The 20,009-nt window shown below is 35.0% G+C and carries 15 protein-coding genes; 1 reads left to right on the top strand and 14 read right to left on the bottom strand.

Annotation, left to right across the window (positions count from 1 at the left end):
- Positions 1 to 194: 194 nt before the first annotated feature.
- The 13 genes from B5D12_RS08810 to B5D12_RS08870 form a co-directional block, all read right to left on the bottom strand.
- On the bottom strand, positions 195 to 2,039 hold the full coding sequence (locus B5D12_RS08810; protein ID WP_078756474.1) for a heavy metal translocating P-type ATPase: 1,845 nt from the start codon (positions 2,037 to 2,039) through the stop codon (positions 195 to 197).
- An 841-nt stretch (positions 2,040 to 2,880) separates the two neighbouring features.
- The gene (locus B5D12_RS08815; protein WP_078756475.1) at positions 2,881 to 3,663 is read right to left on the bottom strand and encodes an ABC transporter permease; all 783 of its coding nucleotides are present in this window, start codon (positions 3,661 to 3,663) and stop codon (positions 2,881 to 2,883) included.
- Entirely contained in the window at positions 3,656 to 4,321 is a 666-nt protein-coding gene (locus B5D12_RS08820; RefSeq protein ID WP_078756476.1) for an ABC transporter ATP-binding protein, read from the bottom strand. Before B5D12_RS08820 ends, B5D12_RS08815 begins: the two co-directional genes overlap by 8 nt.
- Positions 4,322 to 4,706: 385 nt before the next feature.
- Entirely contained in the window at positions 4,707 to 5,000 is a 294-nt protein-coding gene (locus B5D12_RS08825) for a hypothetical protein (protein WP_078756477.1), read from the bottom strand.
- 677 nt (positions 5,001 to 5,677) lie between these two features.
- The gene (locus tag B5D12_RS08830; protein WP_078756478.1) at positions 5,678 to 6,955 is read right to left on the bottom strand and encodes an NAD(P)H-dependent oxidoreductase; all 1,278 of its coding nucleotides are present in this window, start codon (positions 6,953 to 6,955) and stop codon (positions 5,678 to 5,680) included.
- An 18-nt stretch (positions 6,956 to 6,973) separates the two neighbouring features.
- Positions 6,974 to 7,576: an NADPH-dependent FMN reductase gene (locus tag B5D12_RS08835; protein ID WP_078756479.1), complete on the bottom strand. Its 603-nt coding sequence runs from the start codon at positions 7,574 to 7,576 to the stop codon at positions 6,974 to 6,976.
- Between the two features lie 298 nt (positions 7,577 to 7,874).
- Entirely contained in the window at positions 7,875 to 8,534 is a 660-nt protein-coding gene (locus tag B5D12_RS08840; protein WP_078756480.1) for a Crp/Fnr family transcriptional regulator, read from the bottom strand.
- Between the two features lie 165 nt (positions 8,535 to 8,699).
- The gene (locus B5D12_RS08845; protein ID WP_078756481.1) at positions 8,700 to 9,638 is read right to left on the bottom strand and encodes an FAD:protein FMN transferase; all 939 of its coding nucleotides are present in this window, start codon (positions 9,636 to 9,638) and stop codon (positions 8,700 to 8,702) included.
- Between the two features lie 510 nt (positions 9,639 to 10,148).
- Positions 10,149 to 10,442 carry a DUF2871 family protein gene (locus tag B5D12_RS08850; protein ID WP_159443916.1) on the bottom strand — a complete coding sequence of 98 codons (294 nt, stop codon included), beginning with the start codon at positions 10,440 to 10,442 and terminating at the stop codon, positions 10,149 to 10,151.
- Positions 10,443 to 11,537: 1,095 nt separating this feature from the next.
- Positions 11,538 to 13,640, bottom strand: a complete 2,103-nt coding sequence (gene pnp / locus B5D12_RS08855; RefSeq protein ID WP_078756483.1) for a polyribonucleotide nucleotidyltransferase — start codon at positions 13,638 to 13,640, stop codon at positions 11,538 to 11,540.
- 174 nt (positions 13,641 to 13,814) lie between these two features.
- Positions 13,815 to 14,084 carry a 30S ribosomal protein S15 gene (rpsO, locus tag B5D12_RS08860; RefSeq protein ID WP_066126785.1) on the bottom strand — a complete coding sequence of 90 codons (270 nt, stop codon included), beginning with the start codon at positions 14,082 to 14,084 and terminating at the stop codon, positions 13,815 to 13,817.
- Between the two features lie 302 nt (positions 14,085 to 14,386).
- Positions 14,387 to 16,411, bottom strand: coding sequence for an acyltransferase family protein (locus B5D12_RS08865; protein ID WP_159443917.1), 2,025 nt, complete (start codon positions 16,409 to 16,411; stop codon positions 14,387 to 14,389).
- Positions 16,412 to 16,669: 258 nt separating this feature from the next.
- Positions 16,670 to 17,164 carry a hypothetical protein gene (locus B5D12_RS08870; RefSeq protein ID WP_078756485.1) on the bottom strand — a complete coding sequence of 165 codons (495 nt, stop codon included), beginning with the start codon at positions 17,162 to 17,164 and terminating at the stop codon, positions 16,670 to 16,672.
- A 331-nt stretch (positions 17,165 to 17,495) separates the two neighbouring features.
- On the opposite strand from B5D12_RS08870, the gene B5D12_RS08875 reads away from it, so the two are divergent.
- Positions 17,496 to 17,741: a GlsB/YeaQ/YmgE family stress response membrane protein gene (locus tag B5D12_RS08875; RefSeq protein ID WP_078756486.1), complete on the top strand. Its 246-nt coding sequence runs from the start codon at positions 17,496 to 17,498 to the stop codon at positions 17,739 to 17,741.
- A gap of 558 nt (positions 17,742 to 18,299) precedes the next feature.
- Here B5D12_RS08875 and B5D12_RS08880 read toward each other — a convergent pair.
- Positions 18,300 to 19,703, bottom strand: coding sequence for a LysM peptidoglycan-binding domain-containing protein (locus B5D12_RS08880; protein ID WP_078756488.1), 1,404 nt, complete (start codon positions 19,701 to 19,703; stop codon positions 18,300 to 18,302).
- Between the last annotated feature and the right edge of the window lie 306 nt (positions 19,704 to 20,009).

The following is a 20,009-nucleotide window of genomic DNA, read 5'->3' on the forward strand; positions in this document are numbered from 1 at the left end:
GATAGATGACATAAAAGTTACACTCATCATATAGATGAAATCAACTCAATAGTCGCACCCATATTATGAAAACAATAGACGAGTTAAACGCATTAGAAGTAATTCCTTCCGCGTATAACTCGTCTTATTTTATATAAAGTATTGACAATGTTGTATTAATTTTAGTTTGGAATTATACTTTTTGATTCAATACTTCATTTATTTTCATTCGGCTTATCCATTAATAATCGTAAGCCATTTAAAATAACCAAAATCGTGGAGCCTTCATGGAAAACGACCGCTAAAGGTAAAGGTAAAATACCGATGATATTTAAGATGATTAAAGTAATAATCACCCCTATAGCAAAAATAACATTTTGTAAGATTAATTTGTTTAATTTTTGACTTAATTTAAAGCTATAAAATAATTTTGACAAATCATTTTTAACAATGACGACGTCAGAAGATTCCATGGCGACTGACGAACCGGACCCCATCGCAATCCCAATATTAGCATTGGCTAATGCCGGCGCATCATTAATCCCATCACCAATCATACCGACAACATGTCCTTTCTCTTGCTCTTCAAAGACATATTGAATCTTATCTTCTGGTAATAAGCCTGCTTTATAATGTTCAATTCCAATCTCATTAGCAACTAAAGACGCAACTTGCTCATTGTCCCCTGTTAATAAGACCACATCAATGCCTTCTTCGCTAAAATTAGCTACTGCATTTTTCGATTCTTCACGAATTTTATCCGCTAAAGTAATGTATCCCACAACTTCGTTACCTTGCGCTACCATAACTGCTGTTAAACCTACTTGTAGTGCTTCTAAATAATGATTAGGGTCAGCATAATCCATAAAGTCACTTGGTTTACCTAAACGAATCGAACCTTTTTCCAGTCCTGATCCAGAAATTTCTTTTACTGGTATCGCTTGATCGACCGATTCTAACGAAATATTACTAAAATGCTCCACAATCGCTTTAGCAATTGGATGCGAAGAAGACTGTTCCATATAAACAACTTCTGCAATGACTTCTTCGGGTAATTGTGCTTCAACCACCTCAAAATTACCATATGTTAACGTACCCGTTTTATCAGAAAATAACATATCCATTGTAGATAGAGCTTCCATTGCGGCTCCACCCTTGAATAAAATACCATTTCTAGCACCATTTGAAATTGCCGCTAACGTAGCCGGTGTTGCTGAAGCGACCAAAGCACATGGACTCGCAACCGTTAAGAACACCATTCCCCGATAAAACGATTCTTGGAAAGTTAAACCTCTTCCATACATTAAAATCAATATGAAAATCGGCACTGCGATTAAGACCGCAATCACATATTTATTTTCAATACGATCAATAAATTTAGATATATTAGACGGACGACGTTCGGCCTCTTCAACCATATGAATAATATTAGAGAACACTGTTTCATGTGATAATTTGGTTACTTCCATCTGAATAGAGTCACCTAAGTTAATAGTACCCGCAAACACATCATCCCCTACTACTTTACTAACCGGCACCGATTCACCTGTTAAAGCAGCCTCATTGAAATTAGATTCACGATCGATTTTGCCATCAATGGGCACTTGAGCCCCTTTTGCCACTACAATCGTATCTCCTAAATTTAGCTCATCAACCGATACTTCTTTAGTTTCCCCATTTGGTAATAATAATTGCGCTGTTTTTGGAACTTGTGACATTAGCTCTTCGATGGCACGAGTTGAACGTCCATCGGCATATTCTTCCATCAAACCTGAGATAGCGAAAATTAATAATAATAATGCCCCTTCAGATTCATAATTAATTAAACAGGCACCTAAAGCTGCTAGCACCATTAATAAGTCAACATTTAATTTCTTATCATTAATAGTATCTGTTATCGCATGTTTAGTAGCAAAAAAACCTAAGAAAAAGATTGAAATATAGAACAAGATTTTACTTAATACTGGGTTCATCCCCATCGTAATAAAACCTAATACTAAAGCAATTACACCAAATATTAGAAAACGCCCTTGCATCGAGCTGGTTAAAAATTTAAACATCGTTCCTCAACCTTTCATTTAGTCAAAACCAACCATATCTTTACGTCAATTAAATAATAAAAATAATTTCTTATTTATATTCATTATAAATAAACTCGAACAATAATTCAAGGGTTATAAGCGTTTTTATTTAGAATAATTATAATCATTGTAAAGATAACGATTAAGAAACTCATACACAAAACGATTCCGCAAAAAAAGTGGCTAGCAGTAGCGAATATAATCATTGCACTACCACTGCCACCCAAAAAGGTTAAGTCGATATTGATAAGAGCCAAGGGAGTGGGCAAGAAGTAGAAAATTGAACAATTTTCGCTTCGTCTGTCCACCCCCGCACAGTTGGGAGTAGACCAGAAGTAGAAAATTGAATGATTTTCGCTTCGTCGGCCTACCCCCGCACAGTTGAGTAGGTCTCAAACAAGTCATTAAGACGCAGGTTGAGGCCACTCAACCACTGCGCTTTTAAATATCGAGCAATAACTTGATTGAATTTTTTATGTTTATACCTAACTCATTAAGACGCAGGTTGAGGCCACTCAACCACTGCGCTTTTAAATATCGAGCAATAACTTGATTGAATTTTTTATGTTTATACCTAACTCATTAAGACGCAGTTTGAGACCACTCAACCACTGCGCTTTTAATTAACAAACAATAACTTAATTGATTTTATCAACTCTATCCCTAACCTCATTAAGACGCAGTTTGAGACCACTCAATCCCAACGCTTTCATTAATAAAAAACGGCTAAAATTGAATTTGCTAATATAATCCCACTCTCGCATTTATTGCACATATGACCTGAAAAATGCTTCAAGCTAATCTCTAGGTCTTACTTCTATTATTGTATTTCTTTTAAGCGAGTGTTTAATTGATAACGATCATTAAAGAATGAACGATAAGATAAATACGTCGCAATGATCATCGCAAAGGAAGTCCCCCCAATAATCATAAACATCACCATAATTTGATAGACAATCGCTTTTAAAGGATCGACTCCCGCTAACATTAACCCTGACATCATCCCAGGTAAACTCACGATACCAGTCGTTTTAATCCCATCGACTGTTGGTTGAATCCCATTTTTAATCGTCAATTGAATGACATTATGCGACGCTTGATAAGGATTGGCGCCTAAAGAAATTTTCTCTAAAACTGCTTGTTCTTGATCTTTATATAATTGGAATAAATTTGAGTAAACTAACCCGACTGATTTCATCGAGTTTCCGACAATCATCCCGGTAACCGGAATCATTTGTGACGGAATAAATTTCAAGTTTCCAGACAGGACTAAGATAGACAATGTTAAAACAGTCGTCGAAGCTAATGCAATAAAGGAAACCAATAAAGGTTGATTTAATCCTTTACCACGATTAGCGGCATTGATGGAGGCATTAATCACAATTACTAAGATCATACCTGACGTTAACCAAAAATTGTCCATTTCAAAGACATAACCTAAAACATAAGCTACGGCTACTAATTGAACAATCATTCGAATAACGGACCAGACAATTTCTTTTTCTAATTTTAATTTCTCACGATATGAAATACCAATCGCCATTAACACAAAGACAAAAGCTAAGACTAATGAAAATGGTGATGCTTGTAAATTATTACTCATTAACATCACTTCCTTCCGCTAATTTCACAATTTCAATTTTACGGTCTGTCATTTCATGCTCTTCATCTAAATGACTAACCATTAAGATAGTAGCATCATGCTCTTGACGATATCTTTCAAGCCATGACCAAATAATTTGACGCGTATTAAAATCTAATGCACTCGAAATCTCATCTAATAACAAGACTTTCGAAGGATACATTAAATTACGAATCAAGGCAACTCGTTGACGTTCGCCTCCAGATAAAGATTTAATATTTTTATCTAAAAAACTTTGCGATAAATCCACATTGTTTAACATTTCAATCGCACGTTGATCATCAAATTCTTCATGACGAATTTCGTAAGGAAAAGCTAAATTATCACGGACCGTATCACCGAATAAACTCGGTGTTTGATAAAAATAAGAAACAATTTGACGCAATTCAATCGGTGAGTAGTCATTGACATCTTTTCCTAATAATTGATAACTGCCACTCACTTTCAAAGTTGGGTCATTTAATTGAGCCAAAAACTTTAAGACTGTACTCTTACCACTACCTGATTGACCCGTAATGGAAACAAATTCTCCTTGTTGTATTTCAAATGATAACTGATTGATAATTGCTTGCCTTTCATTAGCAATCGACAAATTATCGACTTTAATAATCGTTGTCATAAAAACCTTCCTTACATCTAATATTCTTAAGTTGTGAGTTATAAACCGTTTTAATTATAACAGTTCTAAATAACCCTATACACTCTATTAAATACTTTTACCGACAATAAGTCAAGCCAATTGATTATAAGAAGTTAATTTTACCGTTTCATTTACCTATGCAAGATAACGATCGGAAGAATCTACAGTATCAATGTAATTGAAGCGCCAATATTATTAAATTGTACTAACTCTTGAACTTAATTAGACGTTTTATGAAGTGTAATTTGGTAAGCAATCAATAATATAATAATTAACCTTATCGACTATCAACTCGCATGACATCCTTTATACTAAACCCCAACTAAACAATGTTGTCTAATTCACCTATTGATTGTTTGATAATTTAACCTACAAACTCATTATTTAAATAAAATGCTTCTTTTAGAAATTCAATCACCGCATCATAGGTTTGGCATGTATCTTTTGGGGTTGAAAAGTGATCGGTAATCTCATCTAATCGTTTAAATTCATAAGAAACATCCATCGGCCCTTTTTTAATTTTCCGCAAAATATTTTGGTATAAATTTTGGATTTCTAATACTTCTGGATGATTTTTTATATGCACTTTGGAAATTGCTTGGATGTATAAATTCATTTGTTGTTCATTTTCTAATAGGAAAATACTTAATTGTGACATGACGATTGCTCCTTATTTTAATTTGATATCTAATACCTGGTAACCCATCGCTTCAATTTTTTCTTTAATTATCTCTATATTAACTACTGGCTCTTCAAAATTAAATTTTAAATTTGCTTGAAATAATAATGGAACAACTCCAAAACCCCTGCGACTAAAAAACTAAAATCAGTGACCACGCTCATTTTGAAAAGCCAAAGATTACTAAAAGCAAGAATTATGAGTAATAATTGAAACAACATAAGCGAATTTTTGTGATTAAAAATCCATCTTTTCATCTTTTTACCCACTTACAATCAGAGTATATCTTAAGAATTGATTAAAAAAATTGTCCTACATCAAGTTTTATCCATTGTTATACTCAATCAGTAAAATGCAAAGTAAAAAAATCAATTTCTTTTTTATTATTTCGTCCCTACTATCTCCTATTAACCGCAACGAAAATTTATAATTGATACAAAAAATCTCTCCCTAAAGTAGTGTTTCATTCCAACTGTCTACTTTAAGGAGAGTTTATATAGCTTTCTTTAAGGTTAGAAAATAATTTAAAAGTACAAAGAATAATTGATAAACATTCCTTGGACTTATTAAATCACCTTTAATCTATGATAGAATCATCGAGAACTAATTAAGTTAACTTTCGAATGATTGACTAGTATCTCTATCAAACAAGTCATCTATTTTTCTGAAGCACCACTAGATGCATCGACTACATTGATAGTTGTATTGGCTGATTTAGCTTCTTGAGCAGAAGCACCACTCGTTGCATCTGCTTCAGGGCTGACATCTGTATGACCTTTAGATGAAGCACCACTCGTTGCATCGACTGATGTCGCCACTTCACCTGTTGCATTGACTAATTTTTGTCCAGTCTCATTTAAATACCAGTCTAACCACGGTTTAAAATTAAAGACTACTTCATTAATGCCAGCATACGATCCATCAGCATGATGCATGGCTTCATAATGATGCACATTGATAATATCTTTGCTTGTTCCCGGAACAATAGTTCTAAAGTAGTCTTGATTACCGGCGCGTAAATTCGCAATTAAATATTCCACATTTTTATATGTGCGTGGAGGGTGAACAGTTCCTAAACGACTTCCTGATTGAGATGGTATACGCGGCGCCATCATTGTATTAGCATTTTGCGCATGATTATAATATAAGAATTGATTATTTTCATCCGCAAATGTGACTTCAAATGGTAAAGCTCGTAAGAATCGGTCTAATTGATTAACAGTTAGCACCCCATGGTCTAAACGTACATAATCATTTCCCTCTGCTGCCCCAACCACTTCTGCAGCCTTCTCCACCCACTCTGGATCATCAGGGTCTACTTCAGTGATAGTTGTTTCGATTGGGCTAGTACAAAATAAATCTTCAGGTTGTGTCGGTAGTGGTTCTTGTAAAGGTTTAATTACCTCAATATATTTGACAAAATTTTCCAAACAAGTTCTTAAAAAAGAAACTGTCCCAGCACTTTTAATATTTCCCATATCATCAAATGCCTCTTTTGCTTTACCTAATAAAAACTCATTTCCTGTTAAAACATATGCCTGAACACCTGGTGCATCTAAAATTTTTCGTAAATGTACTTGAGCACGTGATGTACCTTGCTCCAAATACGAAGCACCCATTATCATGACCGGTTTATTTTTGAATGGGTGTAATTTAAATGATAACCACTCTAAGGTGCTTTTTAATGCCGCTGGGATGGTATGATTATGTTCAGGTGTCGCAATAATCACACCATCGCAACGAATTAATTTATTATAAATATACTGAACAGCAAAACTATCTGACTGATCAAAATCTTGATTAAACATTGGAACATCTTTTATTTCCAATAGTTCTAACTCGAATAAATCTTTAAATTCTTTCTGTATAAATTGTAATAACTTACGGTTATAAGATATTTCGGCATTTGAACCTACAATTCCAATCAATTTCACTTAACATCGCTCCTTTACTTATTTTTCCCAAGAAAAGTTTTTAACTTGTTCCTCCATTAACTTTTTAGCTTCAACTAATTGCGCAGTAAATTCGATAAATAGTGTAAAATCTGCAAAAATTTGTTCTAGATCTTTTACTAATTTCTCGTCCTTCAAATTACCTTCTTCATCAAAAGCTTGAAGAGAATTCCCTAATAAAAATTCTGAACTTGGTAGCACACGTGCTTTTACTTCAGGGGCATCTAATATTTGTCTTAATTGACTTTGAGCTCTTGAAGATCCTAATGTCCCATATGATGCTCCAGTAATCATTATAGGTTTATTTAATAATGGATAAATACCATAAGACAACCAAGCAATTGCATTCATCAAAACAGCAGGACAAGAATGATCATACTCAGGAGTCGAAATAATCACTCCATCAGCAGATTCAATTTTATCAGCTGCTTTTTGCACTACTTCTGGAACCGTTTTATCAACGGGTTTATTAAAAACTGGAAATTCATAAATCTCAATTAATTCAATTTCTGCTTTATCACTAAATTTTTTCTGTATAAATTCCAATAATTGTCTATTAGTAGACTTAATTGAATTTGTTCCAACAATTCCAATCAATTTCACTTTTTATACACCTCATTTTATTAATATTTGATTCCTCTTGCCAAAATCTAACAATACCTAGGTTTGTAACTTTTAATAAAAACATTCCAAGAAGAAAGCACATCAACTATAAAAAATCCGATGTTCTAGGCTTTAATTGATATTACATACTCACTAATATTTTCTTAGTCTTTTGAACACTCTTCATCTATAAATTAATTTTATTTTAACATTGAAATTATATATTCACAAATAAAAACCTAATATTTTTTTTAAAAAACATCAGATTTTCCTAATCACTTAGTAAAGTGTCAAGCTACTAATTTGCATATTGCAGTAAGCCGTCGAAATTAATAATTTTAATCTTTCGTGGTGATAAAGATTTAATGATATTTAAAGTTTCCAATTCTTTAAATTTTCGACTAATCGTTTCAGGCGTAGTCCCCAAAAAAGCGGCTAACTCTTTTCTTGATAGTTCCAAGTTGATAAGATGAGCATCAGATGCTTGACCGGGTAGCTGGCCTAATAAATAATTGACGAGTCGTGTACCAACAGACTCGTTCGCTACTCGTGAGGTCATCTTTTCTGAAGCTTGTAAACGACGCGACATTTCTTCCAAAATTTTTAATGATACGGCCGGATAACTTAAAAGAACCTCTTTAAAATCATCAGCATAAAGTTGACATACCTTAGTATCAACTAAAGCATACGCATAGTCTTCGTATTGCCTATCTTGTGAAAACAAGCTCCATTCTCCAATAAAATCACCCGGTTTCAAAATTCGAATTAGCTGTTCCTTTCCAGATTCTAAAAGATGAAACAAACGAACAGCGCCACTTTGAATAATGTATAAAGTATTAGTAGGCTCCTCAGCACGAAACAAATACTCGCCTTTTTTAAACTCAACAGCATGAATCTTTTGGTGAATCAGCGCTAACGAGTCTGCTTCTAAATGATTAAAGATTGGGACTTGCAGCATACAATGATGTTCTGTTAAACACTTAGATGTAATGATATTAACACCTTCTTTCGATTATTAAGACTAAATTTTTATCAAATTTGTCGCTCTAAACCATTATTTTAGATAGCGTTGCTACTATCTAATTGATTTATCAATACCCCTTGAAAATCAATTATAAATTTTCTAATTATCGATAAACAGACGATTGTGTAATCCCTTTGAATAAAACACTTCATTTTCATTAGTAATCACAATTACCTCTAATTCAGGATGCTGTGCTACTTCGTTCATAATCGTTTGAATATCTTTCCCAAATAAACGGGTCGTCCAGATCTCACAGTCGACGGATTTTTTAGAAACAATCGTAATACTGTCGATATTAGTTGCCATCGGATACCCTGTCTTCGGATCAAAAATATGATGGTACCGCTGGCCATTCAATTCAAGCACCCGTTCATAAACTCCTGATGTTACAACGGACTCTTCTGCTATTTTTAAAAGCGCAATATTTTCGCCACGAGCTTTCTGAGGATTTTGAATTCCAATCACCCATAATTGATCAGCGTGATGCACCGCTGGGCCAAAGGTTAAGACATTACCCCCTAAATTGATAAAACCTGACATAACACCTCGATCTTTTAACATCGCACAAACTTTATCGGCGATATACCCTTTCGCAATGGCTCCTAAATCGATTTTCATACCAGGTTCCATTAAATAGACCGAATAATCCCAATTATTTAACTGAAGCTTTTTAGGATTGGTCAAAGCTAATTGCTTCATAATCTCTGTACCGGTCGGTAATTGTGCATCATCAAAGCCAATACGCCATAATTGAACCACTGGTCCCATCAAGATATTCAAATGACTTCCAGGAGCCAAACTATGTGATAAACCTAATTCAATTAGCTCAAATAATTCGGGATGGACCCTAACAGGTTGTACACCGGCATTTAAGTTAATTTGCATTAATTCGGAACGACTATCATTGGCACTAAAACGCATATTATATTGGTGTAATAATGACTCCGCTTCATCCAAAATCGGTTCAGCATCATGATGTAAAATTTTTATTTCGATGATAGTTCCCATTAAACGAATTTTTCTACTGCTGAACTTCATAGTATGCTCCTAACTTTTACATAATCAACTAAGTCTATTGTAGACTTTTATAAGCGTTTCCTCAAGTGATACTTTTTTCACCATCATGAATACTAAAAAATAGGACTAAAAAGTACTTAATTGTTTGAAAAACTAATGAATAGGCTGAAATCATGCATAAAGTTCTAATGTGAGTAGATTGCAAATACTTTTATCACTCATGCATAAACTATTATCTACGACTGTATCAAATAAATTGCTGTTCGCCTAATTCATAATATAATATCCTCGAAAAATTTAAAACTAGTGGTTGATAGAGCATATTCTGTAAAAATGTTAACGTGGATGGTGCCTATATGTTTCTCCTCATAAAACGTACTTCCTTAACAACAAGGTAGTGCCTAATGCAAATAAAAAAGCTCATTACCTATTGAAGGCATGAGCTAAACCCTGAGGGACATAATTAGGGCAAAACCTGTAAATATTATTTAACTTGGGTATTTTCTAAACGATATAGTTTCACCAGTAATTTCACCATACCGGCGCTAAAATAATGTGACCTAAACCAGACATTCCTTCGATTGCTTTAATATTAATTAAATCTTGTCCTTGAGCGGTAATTTGATAGATGCCAATGAAAACCATCATGACTAAAGTAAAGGTTACCCCCCCTACATAGATTAAATAAGATTTTTTAAGACTTAATACACTATTCAAGGAGTAGTTTCTAATTAGTAGATAAAAGACTAATAATACCACAAATCCAAGTACTAATGTGTGCGTATGTAACACACTTAAGCGTGTATCACCGACAAAATTATTCATTATTGAATTCATTATTCTTGACACTGTGTCACATTGTCAAGAATAATCAAGACTACCGACCGGAGTGCTCAATGAAAATAGCCTAGAGGAAAGGATAAATGCCCCCTGCTTTACTTAGTGGACTCACTTTAAAATGGATTGGGAGTAGGTATCAAACAAGACTTTTAGACGCAGTTTGATTTCATTCAACCACTGCACTATAAAATAAAAAAAGGATTCAAACGGAATTTTTAAAGTTTTGTCCGGCCTAATGAAGGATATTAGGAGAGCTACAGCATTACCACAGCGACCAGTACGTGTTAAGATAATCGGAAACGCTGATTTTAAACTAGCACGAACCTTTTAAACCAGCGCAACACACAATCAACTAATGCTAGCTATACCAGCCGGACCCAATGACATTCGGCTAAAGTCTAATATAACCGCAATCTACATCCTACCTTTCCCGAAGGTGAAAGGCATCAGCAGAAATTTTTCGTGAGGAAAATTTCACCCACTTAAAAATCTCTCTTTCCCTTTTTTATGATGGATGGTTAAACGTTAGTTTATTATCATTAGTAATGACCAGGATGTATTTTCGCATGAACGCTGTTGAACTTTAGTTCTTACAGCGCTTCAGAAAATCAAGTCTGTAGGTTCTTCGAAGAAAACCGAAAGACGGTCCCATAACTCTTTAATGTTACTAAACTAACAAAGAATTATTTTAAAACTTTCTCTTTCCCTTTTTTATGAATGCTTAACAGTTAGTTTATGAGTCATAATAGCAACGCTAAGCATAATAATAAGTTAGTAGATTGTTATTAGCAATGTTAAGCATAAATTCTGCATGAGTTTTCTTTTCACTTCAGTGAATTAGAAAACCTCAAGAATTTAAGTCTGTATGTTCCACGAAGTGAACAGAAAGACGGTGCCATTGCTCTTTAATAACAATCTCCTAACGAATTATGAAAAACACCATTACACTTTAATAATGACTCATAAACGGAAATTATTCACTCCGCAACACCCTTTAACTAACCATCATCCTTACCAACAAAACAAAAAAACTGGACCATCCATAAGAACAATCCAGCATTCAAATCATTGACTATTCAATTAATCTTTAGGTAGTAATGCCTTACGCGATAAATTGATACGACCCTTATCGTCAATTTCAATTACTTTCACTTGAACCGTATCGCCCACTTTTAAGACATCTTCCACATTATTCACACGACGATGCTCTAATTCTGAAATATGAACTAAACCATCTTTACCAGGTAACACTTCTACGAAAGCACCGAATTTTTCAATACGACGAACGATTCCTTCATAAGTCTCACCCACTTCAACTTCTTTAACTAATGCATTAATCATATCAATAGCTTTTTGAATCATTTCAGCATCAGATGACGCCACACTGATGGCACCCGATTGATCAATATCAATCTTAACACCAGTCGCATCAATAATGCCGTTGATGGTTTCACCACCACGACCAATGACTACCTTAATCTTGTCAGGATCAATTGTGATTAATTCAATCTTCGGTGCATACGGACTTAATTCCTTACGTGGCTCAGCTAAAGTACTAATTAATTCATCTAGAATTTCAGCACGCGCTTTTTTCGCTTGCTCTAAAGCTTCGGTTAAAATAGCTTCCGTAATCCCTTGGATTTTAATATCCATTTGTAAAGCCGTAATACCTTTGGCAGTACCCGCCACTTTAAAGTCCATATCTCCTAAATGATCTTCTAAACCTTGGATATCGGTTAAGACCGTATAGTCTTCGTCTTCCATCACTAATCCCATCGCAATCCCAGCTACTGGCGCTTTAATTGGTACCCCAGCATCCATTAATGCTAAAGTCCCCGCACAGATTGATGCTTGAGAAGATGAACCATTAGATTCTAACACTTCTGACACAACACGAATCATATAAGGAAAATCTTCAACAGAAGGAATCACCTCTTTTAATGCACGCTCACCTAAAGCACCATGTCCAATTTCACGACGCCCTGGACTCCCCGTACGTCCTGTTTCACCGACTGAAAAGTTAGGGAAATTATAATGATGGATGAAGCGTTTCATATCTTCTGCTCCTAAACCATCAATCACTTGATGTTCACCCAAAGGTGCTAAAGTCGCAACAGATAATGCTTGCGTTTGCCCACGGGTAAATAAACCAGAACCATGGGTACGCGGTAATAACCCAACAGATGAACTTAATGGACGAATCTCGTCAATCTTACGACCATCCGGACGTACACGTTCCTTCGTAATTAAACGACGTACTTCATCTTTTTCTAAATCATGTAACGCTGTATTGACGTCTTTTAATAATTCTTCTTTGTCAGCAGCATCCCCTAATTCATCATTAAAAAATTCTTGAGCTGCTTCCATAACAGCTTCAACCGCTGCTTCACGTGCTTTTTTCTCTTCGGTTTGGATAGCCGCTACCATAATATCTTGGTAACGTTCTTTAACAGTTGCGACGATTTCTTCATTTGGTGTCGCTAAGGTTAACTCGAATTTCTCTTTACCACAAGCAGCCACCACTTCATTTTGGAAAGCGACTAATTCCTTAATCGCTTCATGTCCAAATAATAATGCCTCTAACATTTCCGCTTCCGAAACTTCTTTAGCACTCGATTCTACCATGTTAATTGCAGTAGCGGTTCCGGCTACCGTTAGTTCAATATCAGACTCTTCATCTTGAGCAACGGTTGGGTTGATGATTAATTCACCATTGACACGTCCTACATTAACGCCAGCAATTGGACCATCAAATGGAATATCAGATACTGCTAAAGCTAAAGATGAACCTAACATCGCCGCCATCTCTGGCGTACAATCTTGATCAACTGATAAAACTGTATTGGTAATTTGAATTTCGTTTCGTACCCCTTCTGGGAACATTGGACGAATTGGACGATCAATTAAACGACTCGTTAACGTCGCTGTCTCGGAAGGACGCCCTTCACGTTTAATAAAGCCTCCTGGTACTTTCCCTACCGCATACATCTTTTCAACATAATTAACAGTTAATGGGAAAAAATCCCCACTAGTAGCTTTTTTAGAAGCAACTGCTGCTGTTAAGACAACGGTATCGCCATAGCGGACTAAAACCGCACCATTGGCTTGCTTGGCTAATTCGCCGATTTCGACGGTTAACGGACGACCGCCTAAAGTGGTACTAAAAACTTGTTTTTCTGCCATAATAAACTCCTTTTATAAAATCTTATCCAAGACTTCAACATAGCTAAACAAATATCAACCTACCTATTAAAACATAGGCTCATATTTGTATAGGTACGTTTGGTTCTTGGATGTAAAATAACAAATCAATAAAACAAAAGGATGGCGTGAGCCATCCTTCAAAGTCTCGATGAATTAACGACGTAGACCTAAACGTTGGATAAGTTCACGGTAACGTTGAACATCTTTATCACGTAAGTAAGCTAATAAGTTACGACGGTGACCAATTTTTTTCATAAGTCCACGATAAGATGTGAAATCTTTTTTGTGTGTACGAATATGATCATTTAAAACATTGATATCTTCAGTTAATACAGCGATTTGTACTTCTGGTGAACCAGTGTCTCCTTCATGAATAGCATATTCTTTAATGATTTCGTTTTTACGTTCTTTAGAAATTGCCATAATATTTTCCACCTTTCTTTTAAAGTATGCCACATCCAAAGTAATGCGTTGGTGATTCGCAAAACTAAGGATGGGTAATTAATAATTGCATAGTCAAACATCGGTATTACACAGCGACAGACGACCACCTATATAATTTACATGAAATTGACAGAAGTTGCAAGGGGTAAGCGCCCTTTTCTTAATATTTTTACCAAATATTAAGCTAAGGAATCAAAAAGATGACCTCACTAGTTAAAATCAACCATCACAGCTTACTCTGCCAAAAATTCACATCACTAGTTAAAATCAACCGTCATAGCTTATTCTGGCACTTGGCCATTATAGAAACGATATAATTCTTGGGCTGTAAAGGCTGCAAATGCGTCTGCCCCTTCAGGTGTATGATGGACCCCTTCGCCCTCCCAATAAAATTCAGGATGGTCTTTCGCATAACTATACCAATCTATTTCATGGACATTGTCATATTTATTAGCATACTCTTTAATAATTTGGTTAACAGAATCACGGTGTTCAACTGCCGAATTTGAGCTTACAAAGAACAATTGACGGTCCCCAGCTGCCGCGATAAGGTCTTCCATCCCTTGATCATCTAATCCAGCATTAGTTCCCAAATTGAAAACGAGAATATCATTGACTTCTCCCGTACTAATCCAATCAATCAATACACCGACAGCTTTCCAAATTTGTAAACTTTTGACGCCCAAATCATTAGAGTTAAGAAACACATTTAACGCATTTGGAGCCGATAATAAAATCAGCGAATCGCCAAAGAAACTTACGCGAATCTTCGAAGCGAATAATTTCACTTCATCTGGTACTAAAGCAGCTAACTCAGGGTCAAGTGCATTAATTTCATTAATAATGTCGGCATTATCATTAGTAATTTGAGTCACTTCCTCTCCAACACCGGATGTTTGAACTAATGCTGTTCTGGCGATGTCAAAAAAGTTTTCCGTCTCAATTTTAGAAGTCAATGTAACATCTAATTCTTTTTCTAACTGATCAACTTTTGTTTTTACTTTATGAATCGCACGCTCATCTTTGTCAGCTATCTCAAATAAACTCGGTTGAACTTGCTTTAATTGATACTCTAATTGGAATTGCGTTAGTGGTTTATCATTGCGCGACATCACCCAACCCGCTCCCATTATCACGAATAATAACAGGCCAACTGGCGCTAACCATAAACTACGATTATTTAATTGAAACTCACGCCAATCTTCTTTCCAATTAAAACTGGTCGTAAAAGGAAGAATCAAACGTTGGCGCTCAATCAATTGATAAGTCAATTCACTGACTAGTGCTAAAGAAATCGCAATCGATAGATAAAGCCAATACATTCGTCCATCAAATTGACGTTGTAATTTGAACCATAAAACAATAACTGGATAATACCATAAGTAATAAGAATAAGAACGGCGCCCAATCCAAGGTAATGGTTGAATTTCAAAAACCTTGCGCACTAATGGCACCCCGACAGTAATCGAAAAGATCAGCAACATGCTTAAAACTGAATACAAAGGCATAAAGAAGTAATAGGTTTCAGGTTGTTGGTCTTTAACAAAAAATGGCATCCCCACAAAACCGATTAAACTGATGATACCAATCAGGTAATACAAAATTTTTTTAGCTTTGACTTTATAAAATAGATTTAATAAGACCGGAATCATATAGGCCGTCATAATACCCAGTACAAATGATGAAAAGCGCGTATCAATTCCATAGTAAACACGCGAAGGGTCTTGACCAGGCACATAAAGCCATAATAGTGCAAAATGACTCACACCCGCAATTAATGCCCATAATATCGCCTTAACGGCCCCTTTAAGATTTAAAAATTTAGTAATAAGGACCCCTACCATCGCCAAAACAAACGATTGAATATATAAACTGTTATACCATAAGTGAGTAAATAAAGATGCTTCGGTCATCCGAACGAAGTAAGATTTATCAGCAGAAATTTGATACAAATTATTATAAAGAAATAAACCCGAAAATAAATCATTGCGAATCGATAACAACTGCACCCGATCAAAGATTAATAAACCAATCACGACTGACCCCATCATCCAAAGTAATGGGAAAAATATTCTTGCTAAAGTATTTTTAAAATAATGCCAAATTGATAGCCAATCGCGTCGCGCACGGTTAAACTCAATTTGCTCTACTTTATAAGTAAAGAAATACCCTCCCACTGCTAAAAAGGTATTAACGGTTAAAAAACCACCTGGTAAATAACTAGGGAAAAGATGATAAAGTATAATTGCAATAATCGATATCCCTTTAATCCCATCATAACTCAGTATTCGCTTCTTCTTACTCAATTCTCTCACCCACTCAAACTTATCAAATTCATTCTTATTATATAATAACAAAAAACACTTTTAAAATGTTGGCATTTATATAAATATTTGCTTAAAACACAAAAAAAGTAAGTTTGGTTACCAAAAGTTCTCCCAAACCTACCAATCAATACTATTACTGGACAGAGTTCATAATAATAGAACAGGAAAAGGCTTAGATACTTCTAAACCTTTAGTCATTCAGCAAATCATGTTAATCCTTAACTGACTTCTATTAAATTACTCACTCACGACTTCTTCTGAAAGCTCAAGAGCAGCATCAGTCGTTTCTTTTACCCCATCTTTTAGAGTACTAAAGCTACTTAAGATTTCATCGAATGAACTCGTTAATTCATCCTTAACTTGTGTAACACCTTTAACTAACGTATCTACCACTTTATCATTATCATCTAAGTCAGTAAGATTATTTTTTGTATCTGAAACTACTTTACCTACTTTACCTGATAATTCTTTTAATGATTTAACAACGTCTTTTTGAGCATGTGCAAAATTTTCTTTTGTTTCATCAGATGCAAGACCTGCAAGACTAGCAAAATCTTGACCTTGTTCAATTGTTTTATCTTTCATTATATTTAATTCATCTTTAGCATCTTGGTATCGTTTGCCCATTTCATTTTTATAATGTTCTGTTTGTTTTGGATAAAATTTCTCTGCTAATAAATAAGCTCCTACAATTGCGACACCAAAACCTAATCCTTTTTTAAATTTTCCCATTTTATTCACTCCTCGTAAAATATATTTAGAAGGTCATTTCACACCCTTCTGAGTCTCTCTGTTTCTCTTGGTTTTTCCGAATATTATGTCATGGATAAAACAAGCTATCCGTTGTTAGACCTATATTCTGAATGTACTTTACAGTTACTATTATAACATGGAAACGTATTTATAACAAAAAATTTATACTGACCATATTAGAAAAATTTACTTAAAAATAATAATTGATTATCAAATCAAAATATTTGCATTTACCCCTCTTTTTCATATATGATATAGATATAAACTAAATAAAAGAAAGTTTATAAAAATATTTTAGGAGGTAATTATAATGGGATTAATTATTCAATTAATTGTCGGAGGAGTATTAGGCTGGTTAGCAGGCTTAATTTTAGGAAAAGACTTACCAGGTGGAGTAATTGGAAACGTGGTTGCGGGTATTTTAGGTTCAATGATCGGTGGTAATTTATTCTCTGACTTTGGACCACAAGTTGCCGGCTTTGCAATTGTTCCAACCTTATTAGGAGCGATTATTCTCATTCTGGTAGTTTCATTTATTTTAAAATCTACTCGTTAATTTAGATATAAAAATTAAGAAGATGAGCCGTGATTTTTATGCTCATTATCTTAAAAACCATTTAATCCCCGGTACTCTTTTTAAAAGTACTAGGGATTTTTTGTTGGTTGAAAAGAACGGGACTTCGATGATAGTCACCTTTAGTTCACAGTTGGCTTTAAGGTATCCTCTATTACTGAAAGCAAACTTAAATTTTTATTTAATCAGTATATATGGTTTGATTTATGCACAAATTAAAATACCAATTTACAATCCCTCTCGCAGTTAGACAAACCAGTTAAACTGAAACTTACATCACAAAAACCCCTCTAATAAATCGCCATTATACGACTACAAAATTTATACTTTCCTTTTAGCAGTCACGAAAGCGCATAACTCAAAACCGGTTGAACTTTGTAACAACAGCACGCTTGATCATTAATATATAGGTATAAAAGCAATCTACGCTTAGACAATAAATATAAAATTAAATGATTTACGCTTCGTCTTTTCCCATATCAAAATGAAAAAACAACCAAAAGTTTCAAACTTTTGGTTGTTGAAAGAGAGACTTAATAATTATTTATTATCTTTTTTCTTATTAAAGGTAATTAAAGCGACACCTAATCCTGCTAAAACTAACGCACCCACGATTACAATTGTAGCGTTTCTTTCACCTGTTTGTGGTAAAGATTTGCCATCCTTCGTTGTAGTGGTGATGACAGAAGTTTCTTGTGAGACTGATAGAGTTGGTGTTTCTTCTGCGTTACCAGTGTCTTCAGTTTCCCCTTTTGCTGGAATCTTAAGTGTTTGACCAACAAAAATATTATCATCAGTCAAATTATTGGCAGCTTTTAATGCTTCTACTGTTACACCAAATTCTTTAGCAATTTTATTTAACGTATCACCTTCGGCAACAACATAAGTTTTTTCTTCTGCTTCTTCTGACGTTTCGTCGCCTTCAGCTGATGTTTCTTCAGTTGTTTCTGACGTTTCATCGCCTTCAGCTGTTGTGTCTTCAGCTTCTTCTGACGTTTCGTCGCCTTCAGCTGATGTTTCTTCAGTTGTTTCTGACGTTTCGTCACCTTCAGCTGTTGTGTCTTCAGCTTCTTCCGACGTTTCGTCGCCTTCAGCTGTTGTATCTTCAGTTGTTTCTGACGTTTCATCACCTTCGGCTGATGTTTCTTCAGTTGTTTCTGAAGTTTCGTCGCCTTCAGCAGTTGTGTCTTCAGATTCCTCAGCAGTTGTCTCTTCGTCTACTTTTGGAGTTAATTCGAACACACCTTCAGCATTTTCAGTAAATAATAGTTGCTCTGTTAATGGTGGTAATTCGTCATCTAAAGCCGGATTCAAACGTGCCGTAGCATTTTCTAAAGCCGATGATTTAAAAGCTTCTGCTTGAGTAAAGACATCTACTGATTCAGTGCCAGCATCTTCTACATATGTAAAGCCTTCAGAGTCAACATATTGTGCAGCTACATGTCCAAAAGTTTCAGCACCTGGATAAGTAATCGTACCAAAAATAGCAAAATCACTGGTATTTTTCGTACCATGGTTGACCACACGGAAAACAGGTGTCCCTGCTTCGTATACTACCTCGTCACCACTATATAAGTCAGTATTTAAACGTCCCCATTCGATATTCATGTCTTTTAAGCCATCTTCTGCTTCAGTTGCGGCCGCAGCATCCTTCACTTGTTCCCAAGGTTGAGGTGCCACTTCTTCATTATCAAAGACAAACTTGCGTGTTGAACTATTTTCAATCACATACTGAGCTGTAGCTTCAGTCACTTGATCTGTCACATCTTCAGTTTCATCTAAACCATCTGATACTGTTTCAGCAACGGTTTCCTCAACCGTTGTATCACTCACTGCTTCGTTTGTGACCTCTTCTTCAGTCGTTGTTTCCTCTTGTGCGAAAACTGGATTCACTAATCCTAAGGTCAACGCTGAGATTAATAAATATTTACTTAATTTTTTCATTTTAGGGCCTCCATAAACTTGATCACTTATTGATAGAAATCATAATTAAATTCCTATCTTTATAACTATGTGCCTATAATATCACAGGAAAATAGCTTATTCAATGAATTTCACTGTAAAGTCTAACTACTTAATAAAAGGTCTTTTTAAATTCACACTTTCGTCAAAATTGGTTAAACATCATAACATGAACTACAACGCCATTAAAATAGCGTGTTTCTAGGAACACTCATGACTTGTTCCGCTTATTTCAAAGCAAAACAGCGGTCTAAGCTATTTAACTAAGGCCTGTTCCAGGCCAATATT

This window comes from Globicatella sulfidifaciens DSM 15739 (genome assembly GCF_900167405.1).
Taxonomy (GTDB): Bacteria; Bacillota; Bacilli; order Lactobacillales; family Aerococcaceae; genus Globicatella; species Globicatella sulfidifaciens.

Excerpts from the sequence above, each read along its gene's own strand:
- B5D12_RS08840 (WP_078756480.1), bottom strand. The coding sequence starts at position 8,534 with ATGCTGCAAGTCCCAATCTTTAATCATTTAGAAGCAGACTCGTTAGCG.
- pnp (WP_078756483.1), bottom strand. The coding sequence starts at position 13,640 with ATGGCAGAAAAACAAGTTTTTAGTACCACTTTAGGCGGTCGTCCGTTA.
- B5D12_RS08880 (WP_078756488.1), bottom strand. The coding sequence starts at position 19,703 with ATGAAAAAATTAAGTAAATATTTATTAATCTCAGCGTTGACCTTAGGA.
- B5D12_RS08815 (WP_078756475.1), bottom strand. The coding sequence starts at position 3,663 with ATGAGTAATAATTTACAAGCATCACCATTTTCATTAGTCTTAGCTTTT.
- B5D12_RS08875 (WP_078756486.1), top strand. The coding sequence starts at position 17,496 with ATGGGATTAATTATTCAATTAATTGTCGGAGGAGTATTAGGCTGGTTA.
- B5D12_RS08820 (WP_078756476.1), bottom strand. The coding sequence starts at position 4,321 with ATGACAACGATTATTAAAGTCGATAATTTGTCGATTGCTAATGAAAGG.
- B5D12_RS08870 (WP_078756485.1), bottom strand. The coding sequence starts at position 17,164 with ATGGGAAAATTTAAAAAAGGATTAGGTTTTGGTGTCGCAATTGTAGGA.
- B5D12_RS08845 (WP_078756481.1), bottom strand. The coding sequence starts at position 9,638 with ATGAAGTTCAGCAGTAGAAAAATTCGTTTAATGGGAACTATCATCGAA.
- B5D12_RS08850 (WP_159443916.1), bottom strand. The coding sequence starts at position 10,442 with ATGAATAATTTTGTCGGTGATACACGCTTAAGTGTGTTACATACGCAC.
- B5D12_RS08825 (WP_078756477.1), bottom strand. The coding sequence starts at position 5,000 with ATGTCACAATTAAGTATTTTCCTATTAGAAAATGAACAACAAATGAAT.
- B5D12_RS08810 (WP_078756474.1), bottom strand. The coding sequence starts at position 2,039 with ATGTTTAAATTTTTAACCAGCTCGATGCAAGGGCGTTTTCTAATATTT.
- rpsO (WP_066126785.1), bottom strand. The coding sequence starts at position 14,084 with ATGGCAATTTCTAAAGAACGTAAAAACGAAATCATTAAAGAATATGCT.